The organism is Streptomyces sp. NPDC019531, assembly GCF_044903305.1.
Taxonomy (GTDB): domain Bacteria; phylum Actinomycetota; class Actinomycetes; order Streptomycetales; family Streptomycetaceae; genus Streptomyces.
The window spans coordinates 82,132-104,412 of record NZ_JBJDQL010000035.1; the positions used below are offsets into that span (position 1 = coordinate 82,132).

18 protein-coding genes and 3 pseudogenes are annotated in these 22,281 nt (G+C 71.0%); 10 read left to right on the forward strand and 11 right to left on the reverse strand.

What is annotated here, in order from left to right:
- The first annotated feature begins 102 nt into the window (after positions 1–102).
- Entirely contained in the window at positions 103–1,518 is a 1,416-nt protein-coding gene (locus ACI2L1_RS32470; RefSeq protein WP_404742983.1) for a cellulase family glycosylhydrolase, read from the forward strand.
- Positions 1,519–1,601: 83 nt separating this feature from the next.
- Positions 1,602–3,320: a glycoside hydrolase family 6 protein gene (locus ACI2L1_RS32475; RefSeq protein WP_404742984.1), complete on the forward strand. Its 1,719-nt coding sequence runs from the start codon at positions 1,602–1,604 to the stop codon at positions 3,318–3,320.
- Positions 3,321–3,447: 127 nt separating this feature from the next.
- On the opposite strand, the gene ACI2L1_RS32480 is transcribed toward ACI2L1_RS32475, so the two are convergent.
- The gene (locus ACI2L1_RS32480) at positions 3,448–4,260 is read right to left on the reverse strand and encodes a phytanoyl-CoA dioxygenase family protein (RefSeq protein WP_404742985.1); all 813 of its coding nucleotides are present in this window, start codon (positions 4,258–4,260) and stop codon (positions 3,448–3,450) included.
- A gap of 112 nt (positions 4,261–4,372) precedes the next feature.
- Here ACI2L1_RS32480 and ACI2L1_RS32485 point away from each other — a divergent pair, with 112 nt between their 5' ends.
- Positions 4,373–5,248, forward strand: coding sequence for a class I SAM-dependent methyltransferase (locus tag ACI2L1_RS32485; protein WP_404742986.1), 876 nt, complete (start codon positions 4,373–4,375; stop codon positions 5,246–5,248).
- Here ACI2L1_RS32485 and ACI2L1_RS32490 read toward each other — a convergent pair.
- Positions 5,153–6,637 (reverse strand): glycosyltransferase family 39 protein, encoded by a 1,485-nt coding sequence (locus ACI2L1_RS32490; protein ID WP_404742987.1) that lies wholly within the window; start codon positions 6,635–6,637, stop codon positions 5,153–5,155. The two genes, ACI2L1_RS32485 and ACI2L1_RS32490, sit on opposite strands and share 96 nt — an antisense overlap.
- Positions 6,638–6,900: 263 nt before the next feature.
- Here ACI2L1_RS32490 and ACI2L1_RS32495 point away from each other — a divergent pair, with 263 nt between their 5' ends.
- Together ACI2L1_RS32495 and ACI2L1_RS32500 are read left to right on the forward strand one after the other, a co-directional pair.
- On the forward strand, positions 6,901–10,323 hold the full coding sequence (locus tag ACI2L1_RS32495; RefSeq protein ID WP_404742988.1) for a hypothetical protein: 3,423 nt from the start codon (positions 6,901–6,903) through the stop codon (positions 10,321–10,323).
- 69 nt (positions 10,324–10,392) lie between these two features.
- On the forward strand, positions 10,393–11,094 hold the full coding sequence (locus tag ACI2L1_RS32500) for an SDR family oxidoreductase (protein WP_404742989.1): 702 nt from the start codon (positions 10,393–10,395) through the stop codon (positions 11,092–11,094).
- Between the two features lie 61 nt (positions 11,095–11,155).
- Here ACI2L1_RS32500 and ACI2L1_RS32505 read toward each other — a convergent pair whose 3' ends face one another.
- Entirely contained in the window at positions 11,156–11,992 is an 837-nt protein-coding gene (locus ACI2L1_RS32505; RefSeq protein WP_404742990.1) for an aldo/keto reductase, read from the reverse strand.
- A 223-nt stretch (positions 11,993–12,215) separates the two neighbouring features.
- Between ACI2L1_RS32505 and ACI2L1_RS32510 the strand changes: the two are divergent.
- Positions 12,216–12,344: pseudogene (locus ACI2L1_RS32510) on the forward strand (Tat pathway signal sequence domain protein); the annotation flags it as partial.
- Positions 12,345–12,352: 8 nt separating this feature from the next.
- On the opposite strand, the gene ACI2L1_RS32515 reads toward ACI2L1_RS32510, so the two are convergent.
- Positions 12,353–14,179, reverse strand: a complete 1,827-nt coding sequence (locus ACI2L1_RS32515) for an AMP-dependent synthetase/ligase (RefSeq protein ID WP_404742991.1) — start codon at positions 14,177–14,179, stop codon at positions 12,353–12,355.
- A gap of 247 nt (positions 14,180–14,426) precedes the next feature.
- Positions 14,427–14,963 (reverse strand): annotated as a pseudogene (locus ACI2L1_RS32520) (MFS transporter); the annotation flags it as partial.
- On the opposite strand from ACI2L1_RS32520, the pseudogene ACI2L1_RS32525 reads away from it, so the two are divergent.
- Positions 14,963–15,136 (forward strand): annotated as a pseudogene (locus ACI2L1_RS32525) (AsnC family protein); the annotation flags it as partial. The pseudogenes ACI2L1_RS32520 and ACI2L1_RS32525 overlap by 1 nt on opposite strands.
- 65 nt (positions 15,137–15,201) lie before the next feature.
- Here ACI2L1_RS32525 and ACI2L1_RS32530 read toward each other — a convergent pair.
- Positions 15,202–16,065 carry a LysR substrate-binding domain-containing protein gene (locus ACI2L1_RS32530; RefSeq protein WP_404742992.1) on the reverse strand — a complete coding sequence of 288 codons (864 nt, stop codon included), beginning with the start codon at positions 16,063–16,065 and terminating at the stop codon, positions 15,202–15,204.
- Positions 16,066–16,249: 184 nt separating this feature from the next.
- Here ACI2L1_RS32530 and ACI2L1_RS32535 point away from each other — a divergent pair, with 184 nt between their 5' ends.
- Positions 16,250–17,266 carry a bile acid:sodium symporter family protein gene (locus tag ACI2L1_RS32535; RefSeq protein ID WP_404743003.1) on the forward strand — a complete coding sequence of 339 codons (1,017 nt, stop codon included), beginning with the start codon at positions 16,250–16,252 and terminating at the stop codon, positions 17,264–17,266.
- On the opposite strand, the gene ACI2L1_RS32540 is transcribed toward ACI2L1_RS32535, so the two are convergent.
- The 4 genes from ACI2L1_RS32540 to ACI2L1_RS32555 all read right to left on the reverse strand — a co-directional run bounded on the left by ACI2L1_RS32540 (position 17,202) and on the right by ACI2L1_RS32555 (position 21,041).
- The gene (locus tag ACI2L1_RS32540; RefSeq protein ID WP_404742993.1) at positions 17,202–18,428 is read right to left on the reverse strand and encodes a DUF4185 domain-containing protein; all 1,227 of its coding nucleotides are present in this window, start codon (positions 18,426–18,428) and stop codon (positions 17,202–17,204) included. The two genes, ACI2L1_RS32535 and ACI2L1_RS32540, sit on opposite strands and share 65 nt — an antisense overlap.
- A 480-nt stretch (positions 18,429–18,908) precedes the next feature.
- Positions 18,909–19,697 (reverse strand): collagen-like protein, encoded by a 789-nt coding sequence (locus ACI2L1_RS32545; RefSeq protein WP_404742994.1) that lies wholly within the window; start codon positions 19,695–19,697, stop codon positions 18,909–18,911.
- Positions 19,694–19,966: a hypothetical protein gene (locus ACI2L1_RS32550; protein ID WP_404742995.1), complete on the reverse strand. Its 273-nt coding sequence runs from the start codon at positions 19,964–19,966 to the stop codon at positions 19,694–19,696. Before ACI2L1_RS32550 ends, ACI2L1_RS32545 begins: the two co-directional genes overlap by 4 nt.
- 157 nt (positions 19,967–20,123) lie before the next feature.
- Positions 20,124–21,041: a zinc-binding alcohol dehydrogenase family protein gene (locus ACI2L1_RS32555; protein WP_404742996.1), complete on the reverse strand. Its 918-nt coding sequence runs from the start codon at positions 21,039–21,041 to the stop codon at positions 20,124–20,126.
- An 89-nt stretch (positions 21,042–21,130) separates the two neighbouring features.
- Between ACI2L1_RS32555 and ACI2L1_RS32560 the strand changes: the two genes are divergently transcribed.
- Together ACI2L1_RS32560 and ACI2L1_RS32565 are read left to right on the forward strand one after the other, a co-directional pair.
- A complete protein-coding gene (locus ACI2L1_RS32560) occupies positions 21,131–21,568 on the forward strand; it encodes a MarR family winged helix-turn-helix transcriptional regulator (RefSeq protein WP_404742997.1) in 438 nt (145 codons plus the stop codon).
- Positions 21,569–21,587: 19 nt separating this feature from the next.
- Positions 21,588–22,115 carry an isochorismatase family protein gene (locus tag ACI2L1_RS32565; protein ID WP_404742998.1) on the forward strand — a complete coding sequence of 176 codons (528 nt, stop codon included), beginning with the start codon at positions 21,588–21,590 and terminating at the stop codon, positions 22,113–22,115.
- Here ACI2L1_RS32565 and ACI2L1_RS32570 read toward each other — a convergent pair.
- Positions 22,091–22,281 (reverse strand): formate dehydrogenase accessory sulfurtransferase FdhD (locus ACI2L1_RS32570; RefSeq protein ID WP_404742999.1); only part of this gene is annotated, 191 nt, incomplete at its 5' end. The two genes, ACI2L1_RS32565 and ACI2L1_RS32570, sit on opposite strands and share 25 nt — an antisense overlap.

Below are 22,281 nucleotides of genomic sequence, written 5' to 3' on the forward strand. Positions count from 1 at the left end.
CACCGGTCACGTCGGCCGGCTCGTTCTTCTGCCGGGGGTCCGGGGGTTGTCCCCCGGGGAATAGCAGTAGTCGTCGCCGGAGCGGTTGCCCTCATCGGGTCCGTGACGGTTCCGGTGGTCACGGCGTCCGGTGCCACCCCCGCGTGCTCGGTGGAGTACTCCGTCACCAGCCAGTGGGACAGCGGCTTCCAGGGCTCCGTGCAAATCACCAACAACGCTGCTGCCGTGAGTAGTTGGAGCCTCGCCTTCGACTTCGCCGGCGGTCAGGAGCTCACCCAGGGCTGGAACGCGAAGTGGTCCCAGTCCGGTACGACGGTCACCGCCTCCAACGAGAGCTACAACGGCTCGTTGGCGAGCGGCGCGAGCGTCAGCGCCGGATTCATCGCGTCCTGGTCCGGGAGCAACGCCGTACCCACGTCGTTCAAGCTCAACGGCACGGCCTGCAACACGGACACCGCACCCACACCGGAGCCCACGGACCCCCCGTCGGACCCCGGTGACGGCACACCCCCCGCGCTGCGCGTGTCCGGCAACAAACTCGTGGACGCGGGCGGCACAACACGCCGACTGCTCGGGGTGAACCGGTCCGGCGGCGAGTTCATGTGCGTCCAGGGCCGTGGCATCTTCGACGGCCCGGTCGACGACGCCTCCGTGCAGGCGATCGCCGACTGGAAGGCGAACACGGTCCGCATTCCTCTCAACGAGGAGTGCTGGCTCGGCCTGTCCAACATCAACCCGGCCTACGCCGGGGCGAACTACGTCAACGCCGTCAAGGACCTGGTCTCCAAGGTCAAGGCCCACGGCATGACACCCGTGGTCGAACTCCACTGGACCTACGGGCAGTACACCGGCAACTCCGCCGGCTGCTCCGACGTGCACGCCAGCTGCCAGAAACCGATGCCCGACATGCAGTACACGCCCTCCTTCTGGGCCTCGGTGGCGAACACCTTCAAGAGCGACCCCACCGTCGTCTTCGACCTGTTCAACGAGCCCTACCCGGACCGCGCCACCGCCACGACCACCCAGGCGTGGCAGTGCTGGCGGGACGGCGGCAACTGCCCCGGCATCGGGTACGAGGTCGCCGGTATGCAGGATCTCGTCGACAGCGTCCGGGCCACCGGCGCCACCAACCTCATCCTGGCCGGTGGCATCGCCTACTCGAACGACCTCAGCCAGTGGCTGACGTACAAGCCCGGCGACCCGGCGGGCAATCTCGCCGCCGCCTGGCATGTGTACAACTTCAACACCTGTGCCAACGACAGCTGCTGGAACTCCACGCTCGCCCCGGTGGCCGCCCAAGTCCCCCTGGTAGCGGGGGAGATCGGCGAGAACACCTGCTCGCACGGATTCATCGACCAGGTCATGAAGTGGTTCGACGACCGCGGTCTGTCGTATCTCGGCTGGACCTGGAACACCTGGGACTGCTCCTCCGGACCGTCCCTGATCAGCAGCTACGACGGCACACCCACAGCGTTCGGCACCGGGCTGCGTGACCATCTGCGCGCCCTGAACGGATAGCACCCGCTCAACGGACAGCACCTGCTCAACGGGCAGCACCCGCTCAACGGACAACACCCGCGAACGAGAAGGAACCCGCACTCATGAGTCGTACGAGAACCGCGCTCCTCGCAGCCCTGGCGCTGGTCGCCGGGGCCTCCGGGACCGCCCTCGCCGTCGCCCCGGCGGACGTCGGCACCGCCGCGATCCCCTGCACCGTGGACTACAAGGTGCAGAACCAGTGGGACACCGGCTTCACCACCGCCGTCACGATCACCAACAACAGCGCCGCCAAGTCGAGTTGGTCGCTGAAGTGGTCGTACGCCGGAAACCAGAAGGTCACCAGCGGCTGGAACGCCAAGATCACCCAGAGCGGTACGGCCGTCACCGCCACCAACGAGACCTACAACGGCACGCTCGCCAACGGCGGTTCGGTCAGCTTCGGCTTCAACGGGACCTACAGCGGCACCAACGCCCTCCCGGCCACCTTCACCCTCGACGGGGTGACCTGCAACGTCGACGGCGGCACCGATCCGACGGACCCGACCGATCCGACGGACCCCGGTGGCAGTACCAAGGTCGACAACCCTTACAGCGGCGCCAAGGTGTACGTGAACCCCGAGTGGTCGGCGAAGGCCGCCGCCGAGACCGGCGGCAGCAGGATCTCCAACCAGCCCACCGGTGTCTGGCTCGACCGGATCGCCGCCATCAACGGCGTGGGCAGCGGGATGGGACTGCGAGCCCACCTCGACGCGGCCCTGGCCCAGAAGGGCTCCGGCGAGGAGGTCATCCAGCTGGTGATCTACGACCTGCCCGGCCGTGACTGCGCGGCCCTCGCCTCCAACGGCGAGCTCGGCCCGACGGAGATCGACAAGTACAAGACCCAGTTCATCGACCCGATCGCCGCGATCCTCGCCGACAGCAAGTACAGCTCGCTGCGGATCGTCACCACGATCGAGATCGACTCGCTGCCCAACCTCGTCACCAACACGGGCAGCAGGCCCACCGCCACCGCGGCCTGCGACACCATGCTGGCCAACGGCAACTACGTGAAGGGCGTCGGCTACGCGCTGAACAAGCTCGGCGCGATCCCCAACGTCTACAACTACATCGACGCCGGCCACCACGGCTGGATCGGCTGGGACGACAACTTCGCCGCCAGCGCCACCATCATGAAGCAGGCAGCCACGGCCGAAGGCGCCACCGTCGACGACGTCCACGGGTTCATCGCCAACACGGCCAACTACAGCGCCCTGAAGGAGAACAACTTCACCATCAACGACTCCGTGGCCGGCAAGTCGGTCCGCGAGTCCAAGTGGGTGGACTGGAACCGGTACGTCGACGAGCTGTCCTTCGCCCAGGCCTTCCGCAACCAGCTGGTGTCGACGGGCTTCAACTCGAACATCGGCATGCTGATCGACACCTCCCGCAACGGCTGGGGCGGCAGCGCGCGGCCCAGTGGACCGGGGGCGACGACCGACGTCGACACGTACGTCAACGGTGGCCGCTACGACCGGCGGATCCACGTCGGCAACTGGTGCAACCAGTCCGGGGCCGGTCTCGGCGAGCGTCCGCAGGCCAGCCCGGCTGCCGGCATCGACGCGTACGTGTGGATGAAGCCGCCGGGTGAGTCCGACGGGTCCAGCTCCGCGATCCCGAACGACGAGGGCAAGGGGTTCGACCAGATGTGCGACCCGACGTACACGGGGAATCCGCGCAACGGGAACAACCTGTCCGGTGCGCTGCCGAACGCTCCGCTGTCGGGGCACTGGTTCTCCGCGCAGTTCCAGCAGCTGATGCAGAACGCTTACCCGGCACTCTAGTTCCGTTGAGTGGTGCGGTGGGATTGCGGGTGCCGGTCCGTTGTGGCTGGTCGCGCCCGCGCGGCGGAGCCGCTCATTGATACAGCACCGCGCCCCTGAGGGAGCGCTGCATGCCGCCGGGGTCTGGTCAGTGCTCTTTTGCCAGGCCCCGGCGGATTGCGAACTCCACTGCCGAGTAGTCGCCGTCTGTGCGGTTCAACTCGTATGGCTCGGCCGGGAGCAGGGGCGGTTGGGCCATGAAGCGGGGCGTTCTGCCGTGGTGGGGCTGGGCCGCGTGGACCAGGAAGGGGTGGCAGAGGTAGACGTCACCCGGGCTGCCCGTCGCGTGGGCCAGCTCGCGGTGTGCCGAGGCCTTGTCCACCTTCGGGCCCAACTCCAGGAAGGACGCGCCCTGTTCGCCGTACGGCTCCAGGACCGGCGGTACGTCGAGATGGGAACCGATCCTGATGCGGGTCGGGGCGTCGGTCTCGGTGACCTCGCTGAACAGGAACAGCATCAGCAGGGCACGGTCCCTGGAGCGCAGGTTGGTGTGGTAACTCCCGGCCGGAGCGTCCTGGGGGAGGTAGCTGCCTTCGATGTGCCAGCCCGCGTCCTGCGGCTCCTCCGCATGCGGAAACCGCAACGGGAAGGTGCCCAGCGAATAGCGGGGCTGCCAGCGGTTCTCGCCCACCAGCAGGTCGAACGCCTCGTGCAGGACCGGGGAGTTGGCGGCCGCCGCGAACGGTCCCTGTGCCATCCCGGGCACCCACACCACCGGGTCCTTCCACGAGGCCGGGTCCTCACGGTCGTAGCCCGTCTCCCGCCACAGCAGCGACGCGCAGTGCTGGGCGACGCGCGGCGGGAAGGCGCCCTCGATCTTCACGAATCCGTCTGCGAGGAAGCGCTCCACCAGTTCGTCGTCCATGGGGTCATGGTGGAGTACCGGTCGCGTCGGGCGCATCCCCTTTTCTTTGCGTCCGCTTTGCCGTGTTTTTTGCTGTGGTGGCAACATCGCTGGCCTCTTCGCGGTGCGTCGGCGCACGCTGGCCGCATCCCGAGGAGAGGCTGACACCATGGCGCACGATCACCATCACGATCACGATCACACCGACATCGACTGGGCCAGGATGGCCGAGCACCTGGAGACCCAGGCGGAGCTGTTCACGCCCCTGTACGAGCGGGCTCTGGCCTGGCTCGGGCACAAGCAGACCGAGCCGGGGCTGATCGTCGACGCGGGCAGTGGACCCGGGGTGCTGTCCTGTCTGCTCGCCGAGGCGTTCCCGGGGGCCCGGGTCGTCGCCGTCGACGGGTCACAACCGCTGCTGGAGAGGGCCCAGGGCCGGGCCGAGCGGCTCGGGGTGGCCGACCGGTTCGGCACGCTCGCCGGTGAACTGCCGGTAGTACTGGACGACTTGGACTACCCCGTCGATCTGCTGTGGGCGAGCAGGAGCCTGCACCACCTCGGGGACCAGCGGGCCGGAATCGCCGCGTTCGCCTCGCGGCTCGCACGTGGCGGCACGCTGGCGTTGATGGAGGGCGGACTGCCGGCGCGGTTCCTGCCACGGGACATCGGCATCGGGCGGCCGGGGCTGCAGGCACGGCTCGACGCGTTGGAGGAGGAGTGGTTCGCCGAGATGCGGGCGGGGCTGCCCGACTCCGTCGCCGAGGTCGAGGACTGGCCCGCTCTGATGGCCGCCGCCGGGTTGCGGCACACCGGTACCCGTAGTTTTTTGCTGGATCTCCCCGCGCCGACGACCGACCGGGCCCGGGCGTACATCGCCGCGTCGCTGGGGCGCCTGCGGGACGTGTTTGGGGAACATCTGGATTCCGGTGATCGGGACACGCTCGATCGGCTACTGGATCCTGAAGACGCGGCGAGTGTGCATCGCCGGGCGGATGTGTTCGTTCTGGCCGTGCATACGGTTCACACCGCGGTGCGGACCGGCTGAGCCGCCTTGTGTCGTCGGGCGACCGCGGGTTTGCTGTGGCCGGTCGCGCAGTTTCCCGCGCCCCTTCAGGACGCGGGTGTACTCGGTGATCAATGCACCCTGCACATGAAGGACTCGGGTCGGGACGAAGTACTCGGCCAGTACCCGGCGTTTGACGGTCTCCTCCGGGGTCCGGTCAAGTGGCCGGCCCACCGGGTCTCCGACGGCGACTATCCGTGCCGTCGCCAGCATGCGGGCGCGGATTTCGGGGGCCGACACCTCTGTGCCGTACAGGGTGTTCGATGCTGTCGGGCTGCGCTCCAGGGCCAGGTCCTGCAGCCGGATCGAGTTCGGGTCCGTCAGCGACCAGACCCGGCGGCGGGACGGCAGATAGAGGATGCCATCCGCCTGCGCGGTGCTCACCGCTCGGACGATGGCCGCGGCATCGTCGGTACGGCTCCCCGGGGTGCGCAGCTGGAGGGTGACCGGCAGCAGCGCGAGCACTGCCATCGCGAGGGCGAGCGTTCGGATGCGGCCCAGACGGTCGAGGGCCGCGCCGACCAGGAGGGCCGTGCCCGCGTGGCCGTAGAGGACATAGCGGTCCACGTAGAGGGGCTTCAGCGGGGTCACCAGGAGCAGGGTCAGCGCGGGCAGGACCGCCAGGGGGAGGGCCAGGCGCGGCAGGGGGCCGTGGCGGAGCAGTGCGGCGCAGGTCAGTGCCAGTGCGCTCACTCCGGTGAAGGCCAGCAGCGCACCGGCCCCCGGGCCGCCGATCCATGACACCTGGTCGGACTGGCGGGCGCTCAGCACGACCAGGGGAGCCAGGCCCGCGCAGACCGTCAGGGCCACGCGGAGGGCGGCTCGGCGCGCTGGACGCGGCAGGGCCACCAGGTGCGCGAGCAGAGTCAGGACCGCGAACTCGTGCAGCAGACACGCGGCGAGCAGGACCGTGCCGTACGCCGTCCAAGCCCCCGGCGTACGGCGGTCCGCGGCCCGCAGCAACAGGTACGTCGCCCACACGACCAGGGCGCAGACCAGCGCGTACGAACGGCCTTCCTGCGCGTACCGCTGGACCGGCGGGAGTACGGCGAAGGTCACGCCGGTGAGCAGGCCGGCGCGCGGTCCGGCGAGGCGGTGGCCCAGCAGGGCCAGGGTTCCGGCCGCCGCCGCGGTCGCCAGGGCCGAGGGGACGCGCAGGACGAGGAGGGGGTCCACCGCGCCGAACACCCGGAACAGGGCGTGCATGAGCAGGTAGTACAAGCCGTGCACGGCGTCCGCGCGGGCCAACGTCGCCCCCAGGTCGGGCAGGGAGCGCCGGGCCATGTCGTACGTCACCACCTCGTCCCGCCATATGCTGCCGTCGCGCCGGATGCCCCACAGTCCGACGGCGAGGGACAGCGCCACGGGCACGACCACATGCCACGGGACGCGGGAGCGGATGGGCGTGGGCAGGGCGGGTGGCAACCGGACCGGCCGTAGGAGGGGTCCTGTTGAGTGTGTGGTGGCGATGACTGACTCCGGTGCGAGGCGGAAGCGCGGGGCCCGGTGAGCGGGCGTGCACCTGCGAGTTCAGAGGCCGGCGGATTGTTGGGCAGCCCCGAATCGGCGGGCCAATCAATTCGCGGGGCCGGTCTCCGGTGTGGGGGCGGCCGTGAGCGAAGGGGGAGACGCGCATGGGGCGCCGGGAGAAGCCGCTCGATCCGGGGGCGGGGACCGTGCAGCGGTTCGCGTACGAGATGCGCAAGCTGCGCGACGAGGCGGGCGCCCCGACCTACCGCGCCTTGGCCACCCGTGCGGGCTATTCGGCGCCCACCCTCTCCGCCGCCGCGGCCGGCGAACGGCTGCCGACCCTGCCGGTGCTCCTCGCCTATGTCACCGCGTGCGACGGTGATCCGGGGGAGTGGGAGCGGCGGTGGCGGGAGGCCTTCGCCGAGTCGGCCGACGCACGGGTCGCCGAGGAGTCCGAGGACGAGGACAGCCCCTATCCGGGACTCGCCCGCTTCGAGACCGGCGACGGAGAGCACTTCCACGGCCGTGACGACCTGATCGCCGAACTCGTCGGGCGCACGGCCAGGAAGAGGTTCACGGCGGTGGTCGGGGCGAGCGGATGCGGCAAGTCGTCACTGTTGCGGGCGGGTTTGATACCGGCGCTGCGAAATCCCCCGGCCACGAGCGGCACCGGCCTCGCCGCCATCCGCCTCCTCACCCCCGGCCCCCACCCCCACCGCACCCACGAGGCCCTCTTCACCCCGCACGACGCCCCCGGTGACACCCTGATCGTCGTCGACCAGTTCGAGGAGGTCTTCACGCTCTGCGCCGACGCCGGTGAACGCACCCGGTTCCTGGGGGAGTTGCTCGCGGCCGACGACCCGGAGTCGGGACTGCGTGTGGTGATCGCCGTGCGGGCCGACTTCTACGGCCGGTGCGCCGAACACGGGCCGCTCGCCGAGGCGCTCAGGGACTCCGCGCTGCTCGTCGGGCCGATGTCACCGACGGCGTTGAGGGAGGCCGTGGTACGGCCCGCCGCCGCGCGAAGGCTGGTCGCGGAACGGGCGCTGACCGCGCGGATCGTCGCGGAGGTGACCGGCGAACCGGGCGGACTGCCGCTGATGGCCCACGCGTTGCGCGAGGTCTGGCGCCGGCGCACCCGCAAGACCCTCACCCTCGCCGCCTACGAGGCCGTCGGAGGCGTCAGGGGCGCCGTCGCACACACCGCGGAGGCCGTGCACGCCCGCTGCACCCCCGCCGAGGCCATCGCGCTCCGCCGACTGCTGCTGCGGCTGGTGAACCCCGGTGACGGTACCGAGGACACCCGGCGGCCCGTGGACCGCGCGGAGCTCGACGCGGACGGGACAACGGCGCATGTTCTGGAGCGGCTTGTCCGCAGCAGGCTGCTGACGGTCGACGGCACCACCGTGGACCTCGCCCACGAGGCCCTCCTCGGTGCCTGGCCACGGCTGCGCGCCTGGCTCGACGAGGACCGCGAACGCCTGCGACTGCACCGCGCACTCACCGAAGCCGCCCAAGCCTGGGACGAGTTGGGGCGGGATGCGGGCGCGCTGTACCGGGGTACGCGACTGACACGGGCCCGCGAGACCTTCGGTGACGAAGCCCATGAAGGAGGCGCGGACCGCGGTAGAGACGGAAGTGAACTCAACCGGCTCGAAAGCGACTTCCTCGCGGCGAGCGTCGAGACATACGAACGCGGCCGCCGTGCCGCGACCCGGGCCGCCCGCCGACTACGCGCCCTGACCGGAGCGCTCGCCGTGCTGCTAGTGCTGGCCGTGGTCGCGGGCGCTGCCGCCTGGCGGCAGAGCGGGGTGAGCGCACGACAGCGGGACGAGGCCGAGGCCCGCAGCGCGGCCGAGCTGGTGGACACCCTCAGGCAGAGCGACCCACGCGCCGCGGCGCAACTCGCCCTGGCCGCGTGGCGGGTCGCCGACCTTCCCGAGACGCGCCGGGCGCTGCGGACGGCCGCAGCGCAGAGCGAGCGGGACGTGTTCACCGCGCCCGAGGAGGGAGGCCGCGCCCTCAACGCCCCGACATGGCTCAGCCGGGACGGTCGTATTCTGACAACTCTCGTGCGTGACAAGGTCGTTCAGTGGGACGTGGCATCCCACCGGCGCATCCGTTCCGTCACCTGGCCCGGCCTGTCCGAGGCCGTGGTCGACGTCAGCGAGGACGGCCGACGGGTCGCCTACCGAGGGCCGGGCGGCGCGGGCCTGGTGCTCGGCGGGCTGGCCGACGGCAGCGCGCACCGGCTCCCGACCGGCTCGTGGATCGACACCGACGCCGCGTTCGGACCGGGTGGCCGCACCCTTCTCGTACGGCGGTTGGTGCCGGGCGGCGACGAGCGGGCGACGCTCACCGTGTGGGACGTACGCCGGCTGCGGGTGCTGTTCCGCTATGAGCGGGGCACCGGCGACGGTGCGCTGCCCGCGCAGAGCCGCGACGGCCGCTACCTCGCCTGGTGCACGGATTCCGGCGGGCAGCCGCGGATCCTCGACACGGTCGCCGGACACCTCGTGGACACTCCCGTGCCGACCGCCACCGGGCGGGCCCTGTGCGGGGGCGACGAACTCACCTTCACCGCCGACAGCCGAGCCGTGGCGAGCGCCACGTCCACGGGCGTCGTGATGTGGGACATCCGGACTGGCCGGGAACGGCCCCGGCTGCCCCTGCCCGGCGCCCTCCGCGTCGAGTTCGCCGGCGACCACGCCGTGACCTGGGCCCCGGGCTCCCTCGCTCTGTGGCGCCTCGACCTGCCCGCCCCCGCGGACGACGGCCTCCGGGAACCGCTGCTGACCTTCCCCGTCGACAGCTCGGCCGTGGGCGACCTCCGCCTGGATCCCGGCGCGGGCGTGCTGCGCTACCGCGAACAGGGGCGCACCGCCTCCGTGCACACCCTCTCGCTCCAGGGGCTGACGGGCGAGGCGTGGCGGGACCGGGCGGCCCAGGACGCGGCCTTCGACATCCGGGGCAGGCCGACCTCGGCGAAGAAGCCCCCGATCGTGAACCGCGAGGAGACCGTGACCGTCGACCCGGCCGGCCGCATTGCGCTGACCTCGGAGGGCACGCTCGTGTACGTCTCGACGGGCAAGCGTCCGAAGGGAGTCACCGGGGTCGAGGGGGAGGACTACCTCACCGAGGGGGCCTTCAGCGCCGACGGCCGGTATCTCGCCGCAGCCGACGTGCAGGGCCGCATCACCCTCTGGGAGGCACGCACCTGGCGCAGGCTGGCCGTTCTGCGGAGCGGCGGCTCCCACCCGCACGATCCGGCGCTCGGCTTCTCCGCCGACGGCTCGCTGGTGGCCGCCAGTGACTCCGACGGGACCGTGAACGTCTGGGAGACCGCCGCCCCCGCCCTCCCGGCCGCGAGCCTGCCCGTGGGGGACGCTCCGGTACTCGCTCTGGGATTCACGCGGGACGGCGACGAGTTGCGTGTCGCCACACCCCATCTCGCCGACAGAACAGTCCCGTTGGAACCCGACAGTGCCGCGCGCACGGTGTGCGCCCGGACGTCCACGGGTCTCACCGGGACACAGTGGCGACGCTGGTTCCCCTCGGCCGACTACCGCCGAACCTGCGGCACTTGACTTCGAGAGTGCTCCAACTGATGTACTCCCTGCCGTTCACGGGATGACAGACAGACACAGGGGGAAGCCATGTCCGACTCACCGGTCGCACTCATCACCGGCGGCGGCAGCGGTATCGGCGCCGCGGTCGCACGGCAGCTGCTCGACGCGGGGCACCGGGTGGCGGTCACCGGACGCGGTGAGCCGCGGCTGCGTGCCTTCGCCGAGGAACTCGGCGGCCCGGACGGGCTGTTGACCTTCGTCGGCAACGCCGCCGAGTACGGCGACATCAAGGCCGCGGTCGACGGCACGCTCAAGGAGTTCGGCCGGCTGGACACCGTCGTCGCCAACGCCGGGTTCGCCACCCATGACACCGTCGCCGGGGGCGATCCGGCCGGCTGGACCGAGATGGTGCTGACCAACGTCCTGGGCCCCGCCCTCCTCATCCGCGCCTCCATCGACGCGCTCAAGGAGACCCGCGGCCGGATCGTCCTGATCGGCAGCGTCGCCGGGTTCATCCATGGGCCCGGCAACATCTACGGGGCGACGAAGTGGGCGGTGACCGCGCTCGCCGAGAACGCCCGCCGCGAGGTGACCGAGTTCGGCGTGGGTGTCACCCTGGTCGCTCCCGGCCGAGTGGAGACCCCGTTCTGGGACGGCCGCGGCAGCCTCCCGCCCGGCCATCTCCTCACCGCCGACCAGATCGCCGACTCGGTGGTGTGGGCCGTACGGCAGCCGGAGGGCGTCGACATCAACACCGTCGTCGTACGGCCGATCGGGCAGCCGGTCTGACACACGACGGCCGGGGTGAGCCCCCGCGACAGAGGCTCACCCCGGCCGAACTGTCGTGCTGTCAGGCCGCGTTGAAGGTGGACGGGTCCGGGCCGAGGCGCCGGTCCTCGTTGAGCGCGCTGATCGCCGCCAGGTCCTCGGCGTCCAGGCTGAAGTCGAAGACCTCGATGTTCTCCCTGATCCGGGACGGGGTCACGGACTTGGGAATCACGACGTTGCCGAGCTGGAGGTGCCAGCGCAGCACGATCTGGGCCGGGGTGCGCCCGTGCTTCTGGGCGATGGCCACGATGGCCGGGACCTCCAGGAGGCCCTTGCCGGAGCCCAGCGGCGACCATGCCTCGGTGGCGATGCCCTGCTCCGCGTGGTACTCGCGGGCCGCGTGCTGCTGAAGGTGCGGGTGCAGCTCGATCTGGTCGACGGCCGGGATGACGGACGTCTCGGCGATCAGCCGCCGCAGGTGCTCGGGTTCGAAGTTGGAGACACCGATCGCCCGGATCCGGCCGTCGGCGTGCAGCTTCTCCAACGCCTTGTAGGAGTCGACGTACAGGTCCCGCGCGGGCGCCGGCCAGTGGATCAGGTACAGGTCCAGGTACTCCAAACCGAGTTTCTCCAGCGAGGTGTCGAAGCCGCGCAGGGTCGAGTCGTAGCCCTGGTCGCCGTTCCAGAGCTTGGAGGTGACGAAGATGTCCTCGCGGGCCACATCGGAGGCCGCGATGGCCTTGCCGGTGCCCGCTTCATTGCCGTAGATCGCCGCTGTGTCGATGCTGCGGTACCCGGCCTCCAACGCCGTGGCGACCGCGCGCTCAGCCTCGTCGTCCGGCATCTGCCAGACGCCGAAACCCAGCTGGGGCATCTCGACGCCGTTGTTGAGGATGATCGGGGGGACCTTGCTGCTCACGAGCTCTTGATCCTTACGGTTGCCGTCAGGTGGTACTCCATCGTCAACGATCACGAGCTGTGATGCATTCCTGACCGGAAAATCCGCCCGGCCCCGTCCGCGAGCGGATACGGCCCCGGAGCCTTCGAGACCATCGAGGCCGACCGCGACACCTCGACCGACCGCCGGCGCCAGGAGGTCACCGGACTGCGCACGAGCGGCATCAGCTAGCTGAAGCTGACGCGTGGACACCTTCCTGGCCGACCGGGTGTGCCCCGAGCGGGGCATCCAGCGCTCCTTCGGCGACACTTCGGGCTCCGTGCAGGACACGTGTCTCCTGCTGACGAACCTGCGTGGCTGCCGGCTCGGGTGAGGCGGGGCTCAGGCCCGGTACAGTGCGTCGACCTCGTTGGCGTAGGCCGTCTCGATCGCCTTGCGCTTCAGCTTCAGCGAAGGGGTCAGCAGCCCGTGCTCCTCGGTGAAGGGCTGCGCGAGGATACGGAAGGTGCGGATCGACTCCGCCTGCGAGACCAGGGTGTTGGCGGCGACCACCGCGCGCCGCACCTCGGTCTCCAGGTCGGTGTCGCGCACCAGCTGGGCCGCGGGCATCTGCGGCTTGTCCCGCATCGCCAGCCAGTGCTCCACGGCCTCCTGCTCCAGGGTGACCAGGGCGGCGATGTACGGGCGGTCGTTGCCCACGACGATGCACTGCGCGACCAGCGGATGGTCGCGCACCCGCTCCTCCAGCACCCCGGGGGAGACGCTCTTGCCGCCGGAGGTGACGAGGATCTCCTTCTTGCGGCCGGTGATGGTGAGATAGCCGTCCTCGTCGAGGGAGCCGAGGTCACCGGTGGCGAGCCAGCCGTCGTGCAGGGTCTCGTCGGTGGCCTTCTCGTTGTTGAGATAGCCCTGGAAGACATTGGCGCCGTACAGCCAGATCTCGCCGTCGTCCGCGATGTGCACGGTCATGCCGGGGATGGGCTGGCCGACCGTGCCGTAGCGGGTGCGCTCCGGCGGGTTGGCGGTCGCAGCCGCCGTCGTCTCGGTGAGGCCGTAGCCCTCGTAGATGTGCACGCCCGCGCCCGCGAAGAACAGCCCCAGCTTGCGGTCCATGGCCGAACCGCCGGTCATCGCGTGCCGGATCCGGCCGCCCATCGCGGCCCGCATCTTGGAGTAGACGAGTTTGTCGAAGAGCTGGTGCTGCATCCGCAGCCCCGCCGACGGTCCGGGCCCGATGCCCCAGGCCTTGGCCTCCATGGCGTCCGCGTACTTCACCGCCACGTCGACCGCCTTCTCGAACGGTCCGGCCTTGCCCTCCTTCTCGGCCTTGCGGCGGGACGCGTTGAAGACCTTCTCGAAGATGTACGGCACCCCGAGGAAGAAAGTCGGCTTGAACGCGGCGAGGTCCGGCAGCAGGGCGGCCGCGTTCATCTGCGGCTGGTGACCGAAGCGGACCCGGCCACGGATCGCCGCGACCTGCACCATCCGCCCGAAGACATGCGCGAGCGGCAGGAACAGCAGGGTCGCCGCCTCGTCGCCCTTCTTGGAGTGGAACACCGGCTCCCAGCGGTCGATGACGGTGTCCGCCTCGTACATGAAGTTGCCGTGCGTGATCACACAGCCCTTCGGGCGGCCGGTGGTGCCCGAGGTGTAGATGATCGTCGCGACCGAGTCCGGGGTGACCGCCTGCCGGTGGCGGTGCACCACCTCGTCCTCGACGGGGGCGCCCGCGTCGTACAGCTCCTGCAGCGCGCCGGAGTCCAACTGCCACAGCCGGTGCAGCTGCGGCAGCCGGTCGATGACGGTGGCGATCGTCATCGCATGGTCCTCGTGCTCCACGATCGCGGCCGTGCACTCGGAGTCGTAGAGCGCCCAGAAGCACTGCTCGGCGGAGGAGGTCGGGTAGACCGGCACCACCTGCGCGCCGATCGTCCACAACGCGTAGTCGAACAGCGTCCACTCGTAGCGGGTGCGGGACATGATCGCGACCCGGTCGCCGAAACGGATGCCCTGGGCGAGCAGCCCCTTGGCCAGGGCAAGGACCTCGTCCCTGAACTCCGCGGACGTCACGTCCCGCCACTGCCCGCCCTCGTCCTTGCGACCGAGGGCGATGTGCACGGGATCGTTCTGGGCATGCTCGAAGACGACGTCGGCCAGTCCGCCCACCGGGGGTGCCAACGCCAACGGAGGGTTGGTGAACTCGCGCAAACCCCGCTCCCCGCTCTCCCTGGCGCTCAGTGACGCTCCGCACAGCGCCGTGAAAGCTACCCCACCGAGACATCCGACGGGAGAGGGGTCGAAGCCGAGCGGCGCTCATGTATGGCCTGGTCAGTACCGGAAAATGCGCTCACATGGGGAAGGGTCGGACAGAAAACTGACGGTTGAGTAAGCTTCGGAGCCGTAATCTCCACCGAATCTGTACGACCGACTACGGCTCGCGACCTCGGCGAAACGGTCATGCACGGGGCGCGGTCCTCTCCTCCTTCAGCGTGCCCGGTTCGGAATTTGTCACTCCTTGCCCAGCCGCCCGGTCCGTCCGCACCAGGACGATCACCAGCGCCGCCGCGGCGACTGCGACCGCCCCCATCACCAGATACGTCGTGTTCAGCCCCGAGGCGAACGCGGAGCGCAGCGCGTGCTCCCCGAACGTGCCGCGCAGGGCCGCCGCCCCGCCGCCCGCCAGCGTGTGCGCCGCGTCATGCGGCAGTGTGTCCCGCATCCCAGACGTCAGTAGGGTGCCGCAGACCGCGACCCCGAGCGCGTACCCGAGCTGCCGGAACGTGTTCACCGCCCCGCCCGCCATGCCAGACCGCTCCGCGGGCACCGCCGCGAGCGCGGCACCGGCGATCGCCGGCGCCACCAGACCGGTGCCCGCCCCGACCAGAACCAGCCCCGGGGCCAGGGCCGTCCAGGTCGAGCCCGCGCCGAGGACGGCCTGACAGTAGGAGCCGGTGCCGACGAGCAGCAGCCCGCCCCCGATGGTCGGCCGGGAGTGCTACGGCCGGTGAGTCCAACATCGTGGTGACGGCGGTGGTGAAGGACACGGCGGCGCTGTACGCCTACCTGAGCGGTCCGCTGGGCCGGCTGGAGGGCGTGCGCCATGTGGAGGCGACACCGTTTCTACGGCGGGTCAAGCAGCTCACATATCAACGTGCTCACAGGTGACCCACCCAGGGGGCGCGGGGAACTGCGCGACAAGCCACAGACGACCCGCACTGTCGATACGACCGTCACCGCCGATGCAACCGATCCCCACCCGCCAGAATCGCCGAGGCAAGCGCATCCGCCGCCCCTTGCGCTGCCGTCCGCCGCGGCCCGTGCACCAGCACGAAGTCCACCCGCCCCAACTCCGGCAGCCCGAACCGCTCGGGCACCCGCACCAGACCGGGCGGCACCAGGCCCCGGGAGTGCGCCATCGCCCCCAGCCCCGCACGAGCCGCCGCGATCAACCCGTTGAGACTCCCGCTCGTGCACACGATCCGCCACTCCCGCCCCTGCCGCTCCAGCGCCTCCAGAGCCAGCGCCCGGGTGATCCCCGGCGGCGGATAGACAATCAACGGCACCGGACGATCCGCCTCCAGACGGAGCCGCTCCGCCCCGATCCACACCAGCCGGTCGTGCCAGACCAGTTCTCCCCGGGGGTCCTCCGGTCGCCGCTTGGCCAGCACCAGATCCAGCTTTCCGGCGGCGAGCTGTTCGTGCAGCGTCCCGGACAGCTCGACGGTCAGTTCGAGGTCGACCTCGGGATGGTCGTACCGGAAACCCTCCAGGATCTCCGGCAGCCGGGTCAGCACGAAGTCCTCCGACGCCCCGAACCGCAGCCGCCCACGCACGCGCGTGCCCGTGAAGAACGCCGTCGCCTGGTCGTGCACCTCCAGGATCCGGCGCGCGAAGCCGAGCATCGCCTCGCCGTCCTCCGTCAGCTCCACGGAGTGGGTGTCCCGGCTGAACAGCTGCCGCCCGGCGGCGTCCTCCAGACGCCGTACGTGCTGGCTCACGGTCGACTGCCGCAGCCCCAGCCGGCGGGCGGCCTGCGTGAAGCTCAGCGTCTGCGCCACCGCCAGGAACGTACGCAACTGCGACGGGTCGTACATGAGCGCAAGGCTATCGCGGAACGTGATGACAGTCAGAGTGGTATGTGGGATTCCCGATCAAGGCGTGGAAGAGGACGATGGAGGGGGACCCCCCGTCCTGGGGTAGGCGACAGCCATGTCGTCGTATCCGCAGTCGGACACGAGCAAGTGGAGCACCGTGAAGCGCCTGAAGTGGCCTGCCTGGATGCCGGTCGACCCGTACATCCTGCTGTTGCTCGGCACGGTGGGCCTCGCGGCCCTCGTACCGGCACGCGGGACCACCGCGGACGTGGCCTCCGGAGCCTCCACGGCGGCGATCGCCTTCCTCTTCTTCCTGTACGGCGCCCGCCTGTCCACCCGTGAGGCGCTGGACGGCCTCAAGCACTGGCGGCTGCACGTCACGGTCCTCGCCTGTACGTTCGTGATCTTCCCGCTGCTGGGCCTGGCCGCCCGCGGACTCGTGCCGGTCTTCCTGACGGATCCGCTCTACCAGGGACTGCTCTTCCTCACCCTGGTCCCCTCCACCATCCAGTCCTCGATCGCCTTCACCTCGATCGCCCGCGGCAACGTGCCCGCCGCGATCTGCGCCGGCTCCTTCTCCTCCCTGGTCGGCATCGTCCTCACCCCGCTGCTCGCCGCCGCCCTGCTCGGCAACAGCGGCGGAGGGTTCTCGGCCGACTCGCTCCTGAAGATCGTGCTGCAGCTTCTCGTGCCGTTCCTGGCGGGCCAGTTGCTGCGCCGCTGGATCGGCGGCTTCGTCACCCGCCACAAGAAGGTCCTCGGCCTCGTCGACCGCGGCTCGATCCTGCTGGTCGTCTACACCGCGTTCAGCGAAGGCATGGTCCAGGGCATCTGGCACCAGGTGAGCCCGCTGCGCCTTGCCGGCCTGCTGGTCGTCGAGGCCGTCGTGCTGGCCGTGATGCTCGCCCTGACCTGGTACGGCGCCAAGGCGCTCCGCTTCGGCCGCGAGGACCGCATCGCCATCCAGTTCGCGGGCTCCAAGAAGTCCCTCGCCTCCGGACTCCCCATGGCCAGCGTCCTGTTCGGGGCGCACGCCTCGCTCGCCGTGCTGCCGCTGATGCTCTTCCACCAGATGCAGCTCATGGTCTGCGCGGTGATCGCGAAGCGCCGCGCGCACGACCCGGTCCCGGAAGAGATCAGCGCCCCGGAACGAGCCGCAGCGTCACGAACCGCGGTCGGTACAGCGACACGTTCCGGTTGAGCTGCGTCGAAGCGCCCGCCGTCTCCAGCCAGTTGACGTCGTAGCTGAGCACCAGCCGTCCGTCGTCGCCGAGTTCGGGATGCGCCTGGGGGTTGTAGGCGGCGACCTGGCCCTGGGGCAGGGGCGCGGTGAAGTCCTTCGCCGGGCCGTGCCAGGGCCCGGTGGGGGAGCAGGCCCAGTACGAGGTCACGGCCGCGAGTCCCTTCGCCCCCGCGGCCATGGTGAACAGCACGTACGTCCCGTCCCGGCGTACGACGGAGAAGGCGCTGCCCACCCCTGTGCGCCGCCCGTCCCCGAGCACCGGGCGCGGACGGGCACCGGTCGTCCACGCCGAGCCGTCCCAGTACTCCCAGGCGCCCGGCTCCGCGAGTCCGCCCTCCGGCACCCGGGCCACGTACGCCGACGAGGCGGACCGGGACGCGGCCTGGCCGTCGTCGCCCCCGAAGACGTACGTCCACTCGCCGTCCTCGACCAGCGTGGTCCCGAACAGCACCCGCCGGGACGGGTCCTGGACCCGTTGCTCGTCGAGAACCTTCGTGACCGACTCGACGCGCAGGTCGGGCAGGGAGAGCGTGGCGACCTCGGTCGCGGTGGGAACGCCGTAGATCCAGGGGTATTGCCCGGCCGTCCGCACCCACAGCAACACGCGTACGACCTGTTCGTCGGAGCCGGGGGAGCGGGGCTCGACGCGGGCCGCGACCGGCCAGCGCCACTGGTTCGGTGCCGGGTCGGGGAACAGCGGTGCGGGGAGGGTGGTCTCCAGGCGGCCGTCACGCATCAGCACCGCCGAGTTGCGCACCAGGGGTGCGGTGGTGTCACGCCAGGCGTACGACTCGCCGACCGGGTTGGGCGGGCCGTACACCTGGCCCAGGTAGGTGTCGGAGAACAGCCACAGCAGCCGTCCGTCCGGCAACCGCACCGAGTGCGTGCCGTCACCGCCGGTCCAGTCGTCGGCCCGGCCGGCGTCGTCGCCGTAGCGGGTGAACTCGGCGGTGAGCCGGTCGTCTTCGGCCCAGGACCCGACGGTCCGCGGTGCGCAGCCCCCGCCGTCCCTCTCTCCGCCGTCGGGCAGAACGGTCACCACAACGGCCGCGAGCACCAGCGTCAACAACAGGCCGACGCTGGTGCCGGTCCACTGGCGCGCTCGCGTGTCCTCGGGCACGGGTCGGGACGTTAGTGGGTGGGGAGCCGCGGGTCCATGGGGCGTGGGTGGGTGGAGTGCGTCGGGGGCACCAGGTACGGTCGGCCGCCGTCGGTGACGCGGCGGCTGCCGTCGACCGAGGTGGCATCCCTGGTGGCCTGGTCGGCGTCGGCTCTCGCGGCCCGCGGTTCGTGGCTGTCGGCGCCGGGCGTGGTGGCCCGAGCGCATGCCGGATGCGAAGTCGAGCGCTTGTCACGCGGCTGGGGTGGCTCGCCGCGCTCACGGAGCGTCCGGGGCGGTCCTGGCTCCGTGTACGGCGCTCGGTCGCCGTGCCGGGCGCATGTCGTGGCGGCGTGCTCGCCTCGCTCGCGGTACGTCGGTTGTTGTGATGGGGCCCGCGCAGATCCCCGTTGCGGCGCGGGTGTTCGGGGCGAAAGCGTGTTTGTGTTCCTCACGGAGCGTGTGGCGGACGGCGGCTTTTCGCGCTGTGGCCGGTAGTCGTCAGCTGGGCTTTCGGCGGTGCCGGTGGAACAGCAGGGCCGGAAGTGCGGCGGCGGGGCCCGGAATGGGGGCCGGGGACGTCGTTCCCGTTCTGCGGCAGATCAGGGCGTCCGGGTCGTCGGCGGGAGCCTGCAGGGTGTAGCCCTGCGGGCAGGTGGGGCCGGGGTCGCCCTTCGGGCCGGGGTCGCCCTTGGGGCCCTGGGCGCCCTGGACTCCCTCGTTGCCCGAGGGGCCCGCGGGGCCGTTCGAACCCGCCGAGCCGTCCGATCCTGCTGGTCCCGGGTCGCCGGCCGGTCCGGAGGGGCCGGGGGATCCCTCGGGGCCCGCCGGACCCTCCCGTCCCTCGGGTCCCGTCGGCCCCGGCGGTCCGGAGGGACCGGGCGGCCCTTCCGAGCCGTTGACGCCGTTCGCGCCGGCCGAGCCCTTCGCGCCGGGCACCCCGCCCGCTCCGGTCGCCCCCCGCTCTCCCTTCTCACCGCGTTCCCCGGGCAGCGACGTGGGCACCCGGACGCGGTCGAGGAGGTTGTCCACCGCCTCGGAGGGGTCCGGCGCCGCCGGAGTGCCGCCCTGCGCCTCGACCTGCGCGCGCAGATCCCGGACGTCCTGCGCCAGCGTGGAGAGCGCCTTGCCGCGCCGGTCGGCCTCGGTGCGCATCTGGTCGGCACGATCGTCCCCGGCGTCGATCCGCGCCCACAGGATCACCGCCACGCCCGAGAGCGCGATCAGCACGCAGACGAGGAAGACACTGCGCCACCGCGGCGCCAGCAACCGCTCGAAGCGGGATGTCACGACGCACCTCCCAGCCGGTGGTTGTCGAGCCGCAGCCGCGCGATCTCGGACTGGTCCGCGGCACGCAACGTGGACAACTCGCCGATTCGGGTGTCCCGTTCGGCGACCTGACGTTCCAGACGATCACGCTCCGACTGGAGCTTCTCGGTCAGTCCGGCGTATCCGTTCACGGCGTTCTCCCCCCGTTTGCCCAAGTACGCCACCACGGCCGCGCCGAGTACGCCGACGCAGGCGAGTAACGAGCCGAGCAGGGTGGTCCCGGCATCCAAGTGACTGCCTCCTACTGGCCGACGGGCCGTACCTCGCGCGGCCCACTGCACGGCCGGACCAACGAGCCAGGGGTGCGTCGGGATGTGCGGCCGACCCTGCCTACCCCAGATGGGTGTTGACGGAGCGCCAGAGCTGACGCCCGGTCGGGGCGGGGTCTCAGGGTCGCAGCACGACCTTCCCGAGGTTGCTCCGCGACTCGATCACGTCATGCGCCTTCGCCGCATCCGCCAGAGCGAACTCCCCGTGCACCACAGGCCGGAGAGAGCCGTCCGTGAACATCCGCCACAGCTCCCGTCGCCACCGCTCGTACAACTCCGGCCGCTCCCGGGCGATCCGCGCCATCTGAAACCCCGTCACGGACTTGGCGCCGACGAGGAGGTCGTACGCCCGGATCGTCCCGCCGCCCGAGCTGTACGCCACGAGCCGCCCGCCCGGGACGAGTGCGGCGACCGAGGGAGTGAGCAGCTCGCCGCCGACCGCGTCGAGGGCGTAGTCGACGGGGTCCCCCCAACTGCCGTCCGTGTACAGGGCGATGGTGTCGGCGCCGAGCGAGCGCACGAAGTCCGCCTTGGCCGCGTCGGAGACCGCGCCCACCACCCGGGACGCGCCCCGGGCCCGCGCCAGCTGCACGGCGAGGTGGCCGACCCCGCTCGCCGCCGCCGTGACCAGCGCTGTCTCCCCCGGTTCGGGGCGCGCCGCTTCCAGCGCACCGAGCGCGACCAGTCCGCTGCGGACCAGTGCGACCGCGTCAACGGCCGACGCGCATTCGGGCACGGGGGAGGCCATGGCCTCGTGCAGCAGCGCGAAGTCGGCGTAACCATGGCCGAAGCACAGGCCCGTGACCCGCTCGCCCGGACGGAAGCGGCTGACTCCGACACCGACGGACACCACCTCACCGGCGAGTTCTCCCCCGAGCGGCACGGGTTCCGCGGACTCGGTGACCTTGCGGACGACAGGAAGGGTCACGCCGACCGCTTCGCAGCGCACGAGGAGCTCGCCCGGACCCGGTTCGGGAACCGGCGCCTGCTCCAGGAACAGTGGTCCACCCATGGACTCGTAACGGACACGACGCATCGGCCCGACCTCCCGAAAACTCGTTGGACTTCCCAACGGTAGGTCGTAGATCGTTGGGAAGTCCAACGAATAGCCGCTAGGCTGACCGCATGCCCGACGCGCCCCTCCCCGCGATCCGCTCCCTCCCCAGCTGGCTTCTCGGCCGCGCCGCCGCCCGCGGCCGTGCCCTGGTGGCCGAGGCGCTGGCTGCGGAGGGTGTGAAGATGTGGCACCACGTGGTGCTGTCCGCCGTCCGCGACCTTGCCCCCGTCGCCCAGGCCGACCTCGGCCGGAGCGTGCACCTCGACCCCAAGGACCTGGTCGGCATCCTCAACGACCTGCAGTCCGCGGACCTCGTCCTGCGCGAACCCGACCCCAGGGACCGCCGCAAGAACGCGGTGTCCCTCACCGGCGAGGGAGCGCGACTGCTGAAGCGCTGCGAAAGAGCGGCCCAGGTGGCCAACGCCGAACTCCTGGCCCCGCTCTCGGCAGCCGAACGCGCCCAGTTCATGGGCCTGTTGATCCGGATCTCCGGTACGGAGGGCTGATGACGGATAACGTTCCGTCATGACCGCACCCCTCGCGCTCGATCCCACCCGCAGCGCCCTCGTACTCGTCGATCTGATGGACCGGATCGTCGCGCTGCCCCTGGAACCCCGCAAAGGCACCGAAGTCCTCGCCGCATCCGAGAAACTGGCCACCGCCTTCCGCTCGGCCGGCGCGCCCGTCGTGCTCGTGCGCGTCGAACGGCCCGGCGTCACCGACCAGCCGCCCGGCAGCGGGCTCGTGGCCGGGCTCGCCCGGGACGGCGACGTCGAGATCGTGAAGCGGACCATCGGCGCCTTCCAGGGCACCGACCTGGACCCGCGGCTACGTGAACGCGGCGTCACCGCGCTGGTGTTCGGCGGGATCGCCACCAACCTCGGCGTCGAGTCCACTGCCCGCGCCGCAGGCGACCTCGGCTACGACCTCGTCTTCGTCGAGGACGCCATGGCCGCTCTCACCATCGCCGAACACGAGGCCTCGACGCGGCTCGACTTTCCGCGCCTCGGCACGGTGGTGACGGTGGATCAGGTGCGCTTCACGAGCGGCTGAGCCGGAGCCTCCAGGGCGATACGGTCCTCCCCCGCGTACACGTTCATGGAGTGGCCGCGTAGGAAGCCGACCAGGGTGAGGCCGGTTTCGGCGGCGAGGTCGACGGCCAGGGAGGAGGGTGCGGATACGGCTGCCAGTATCGGAATCCCGGCCATGACGGCTTTCT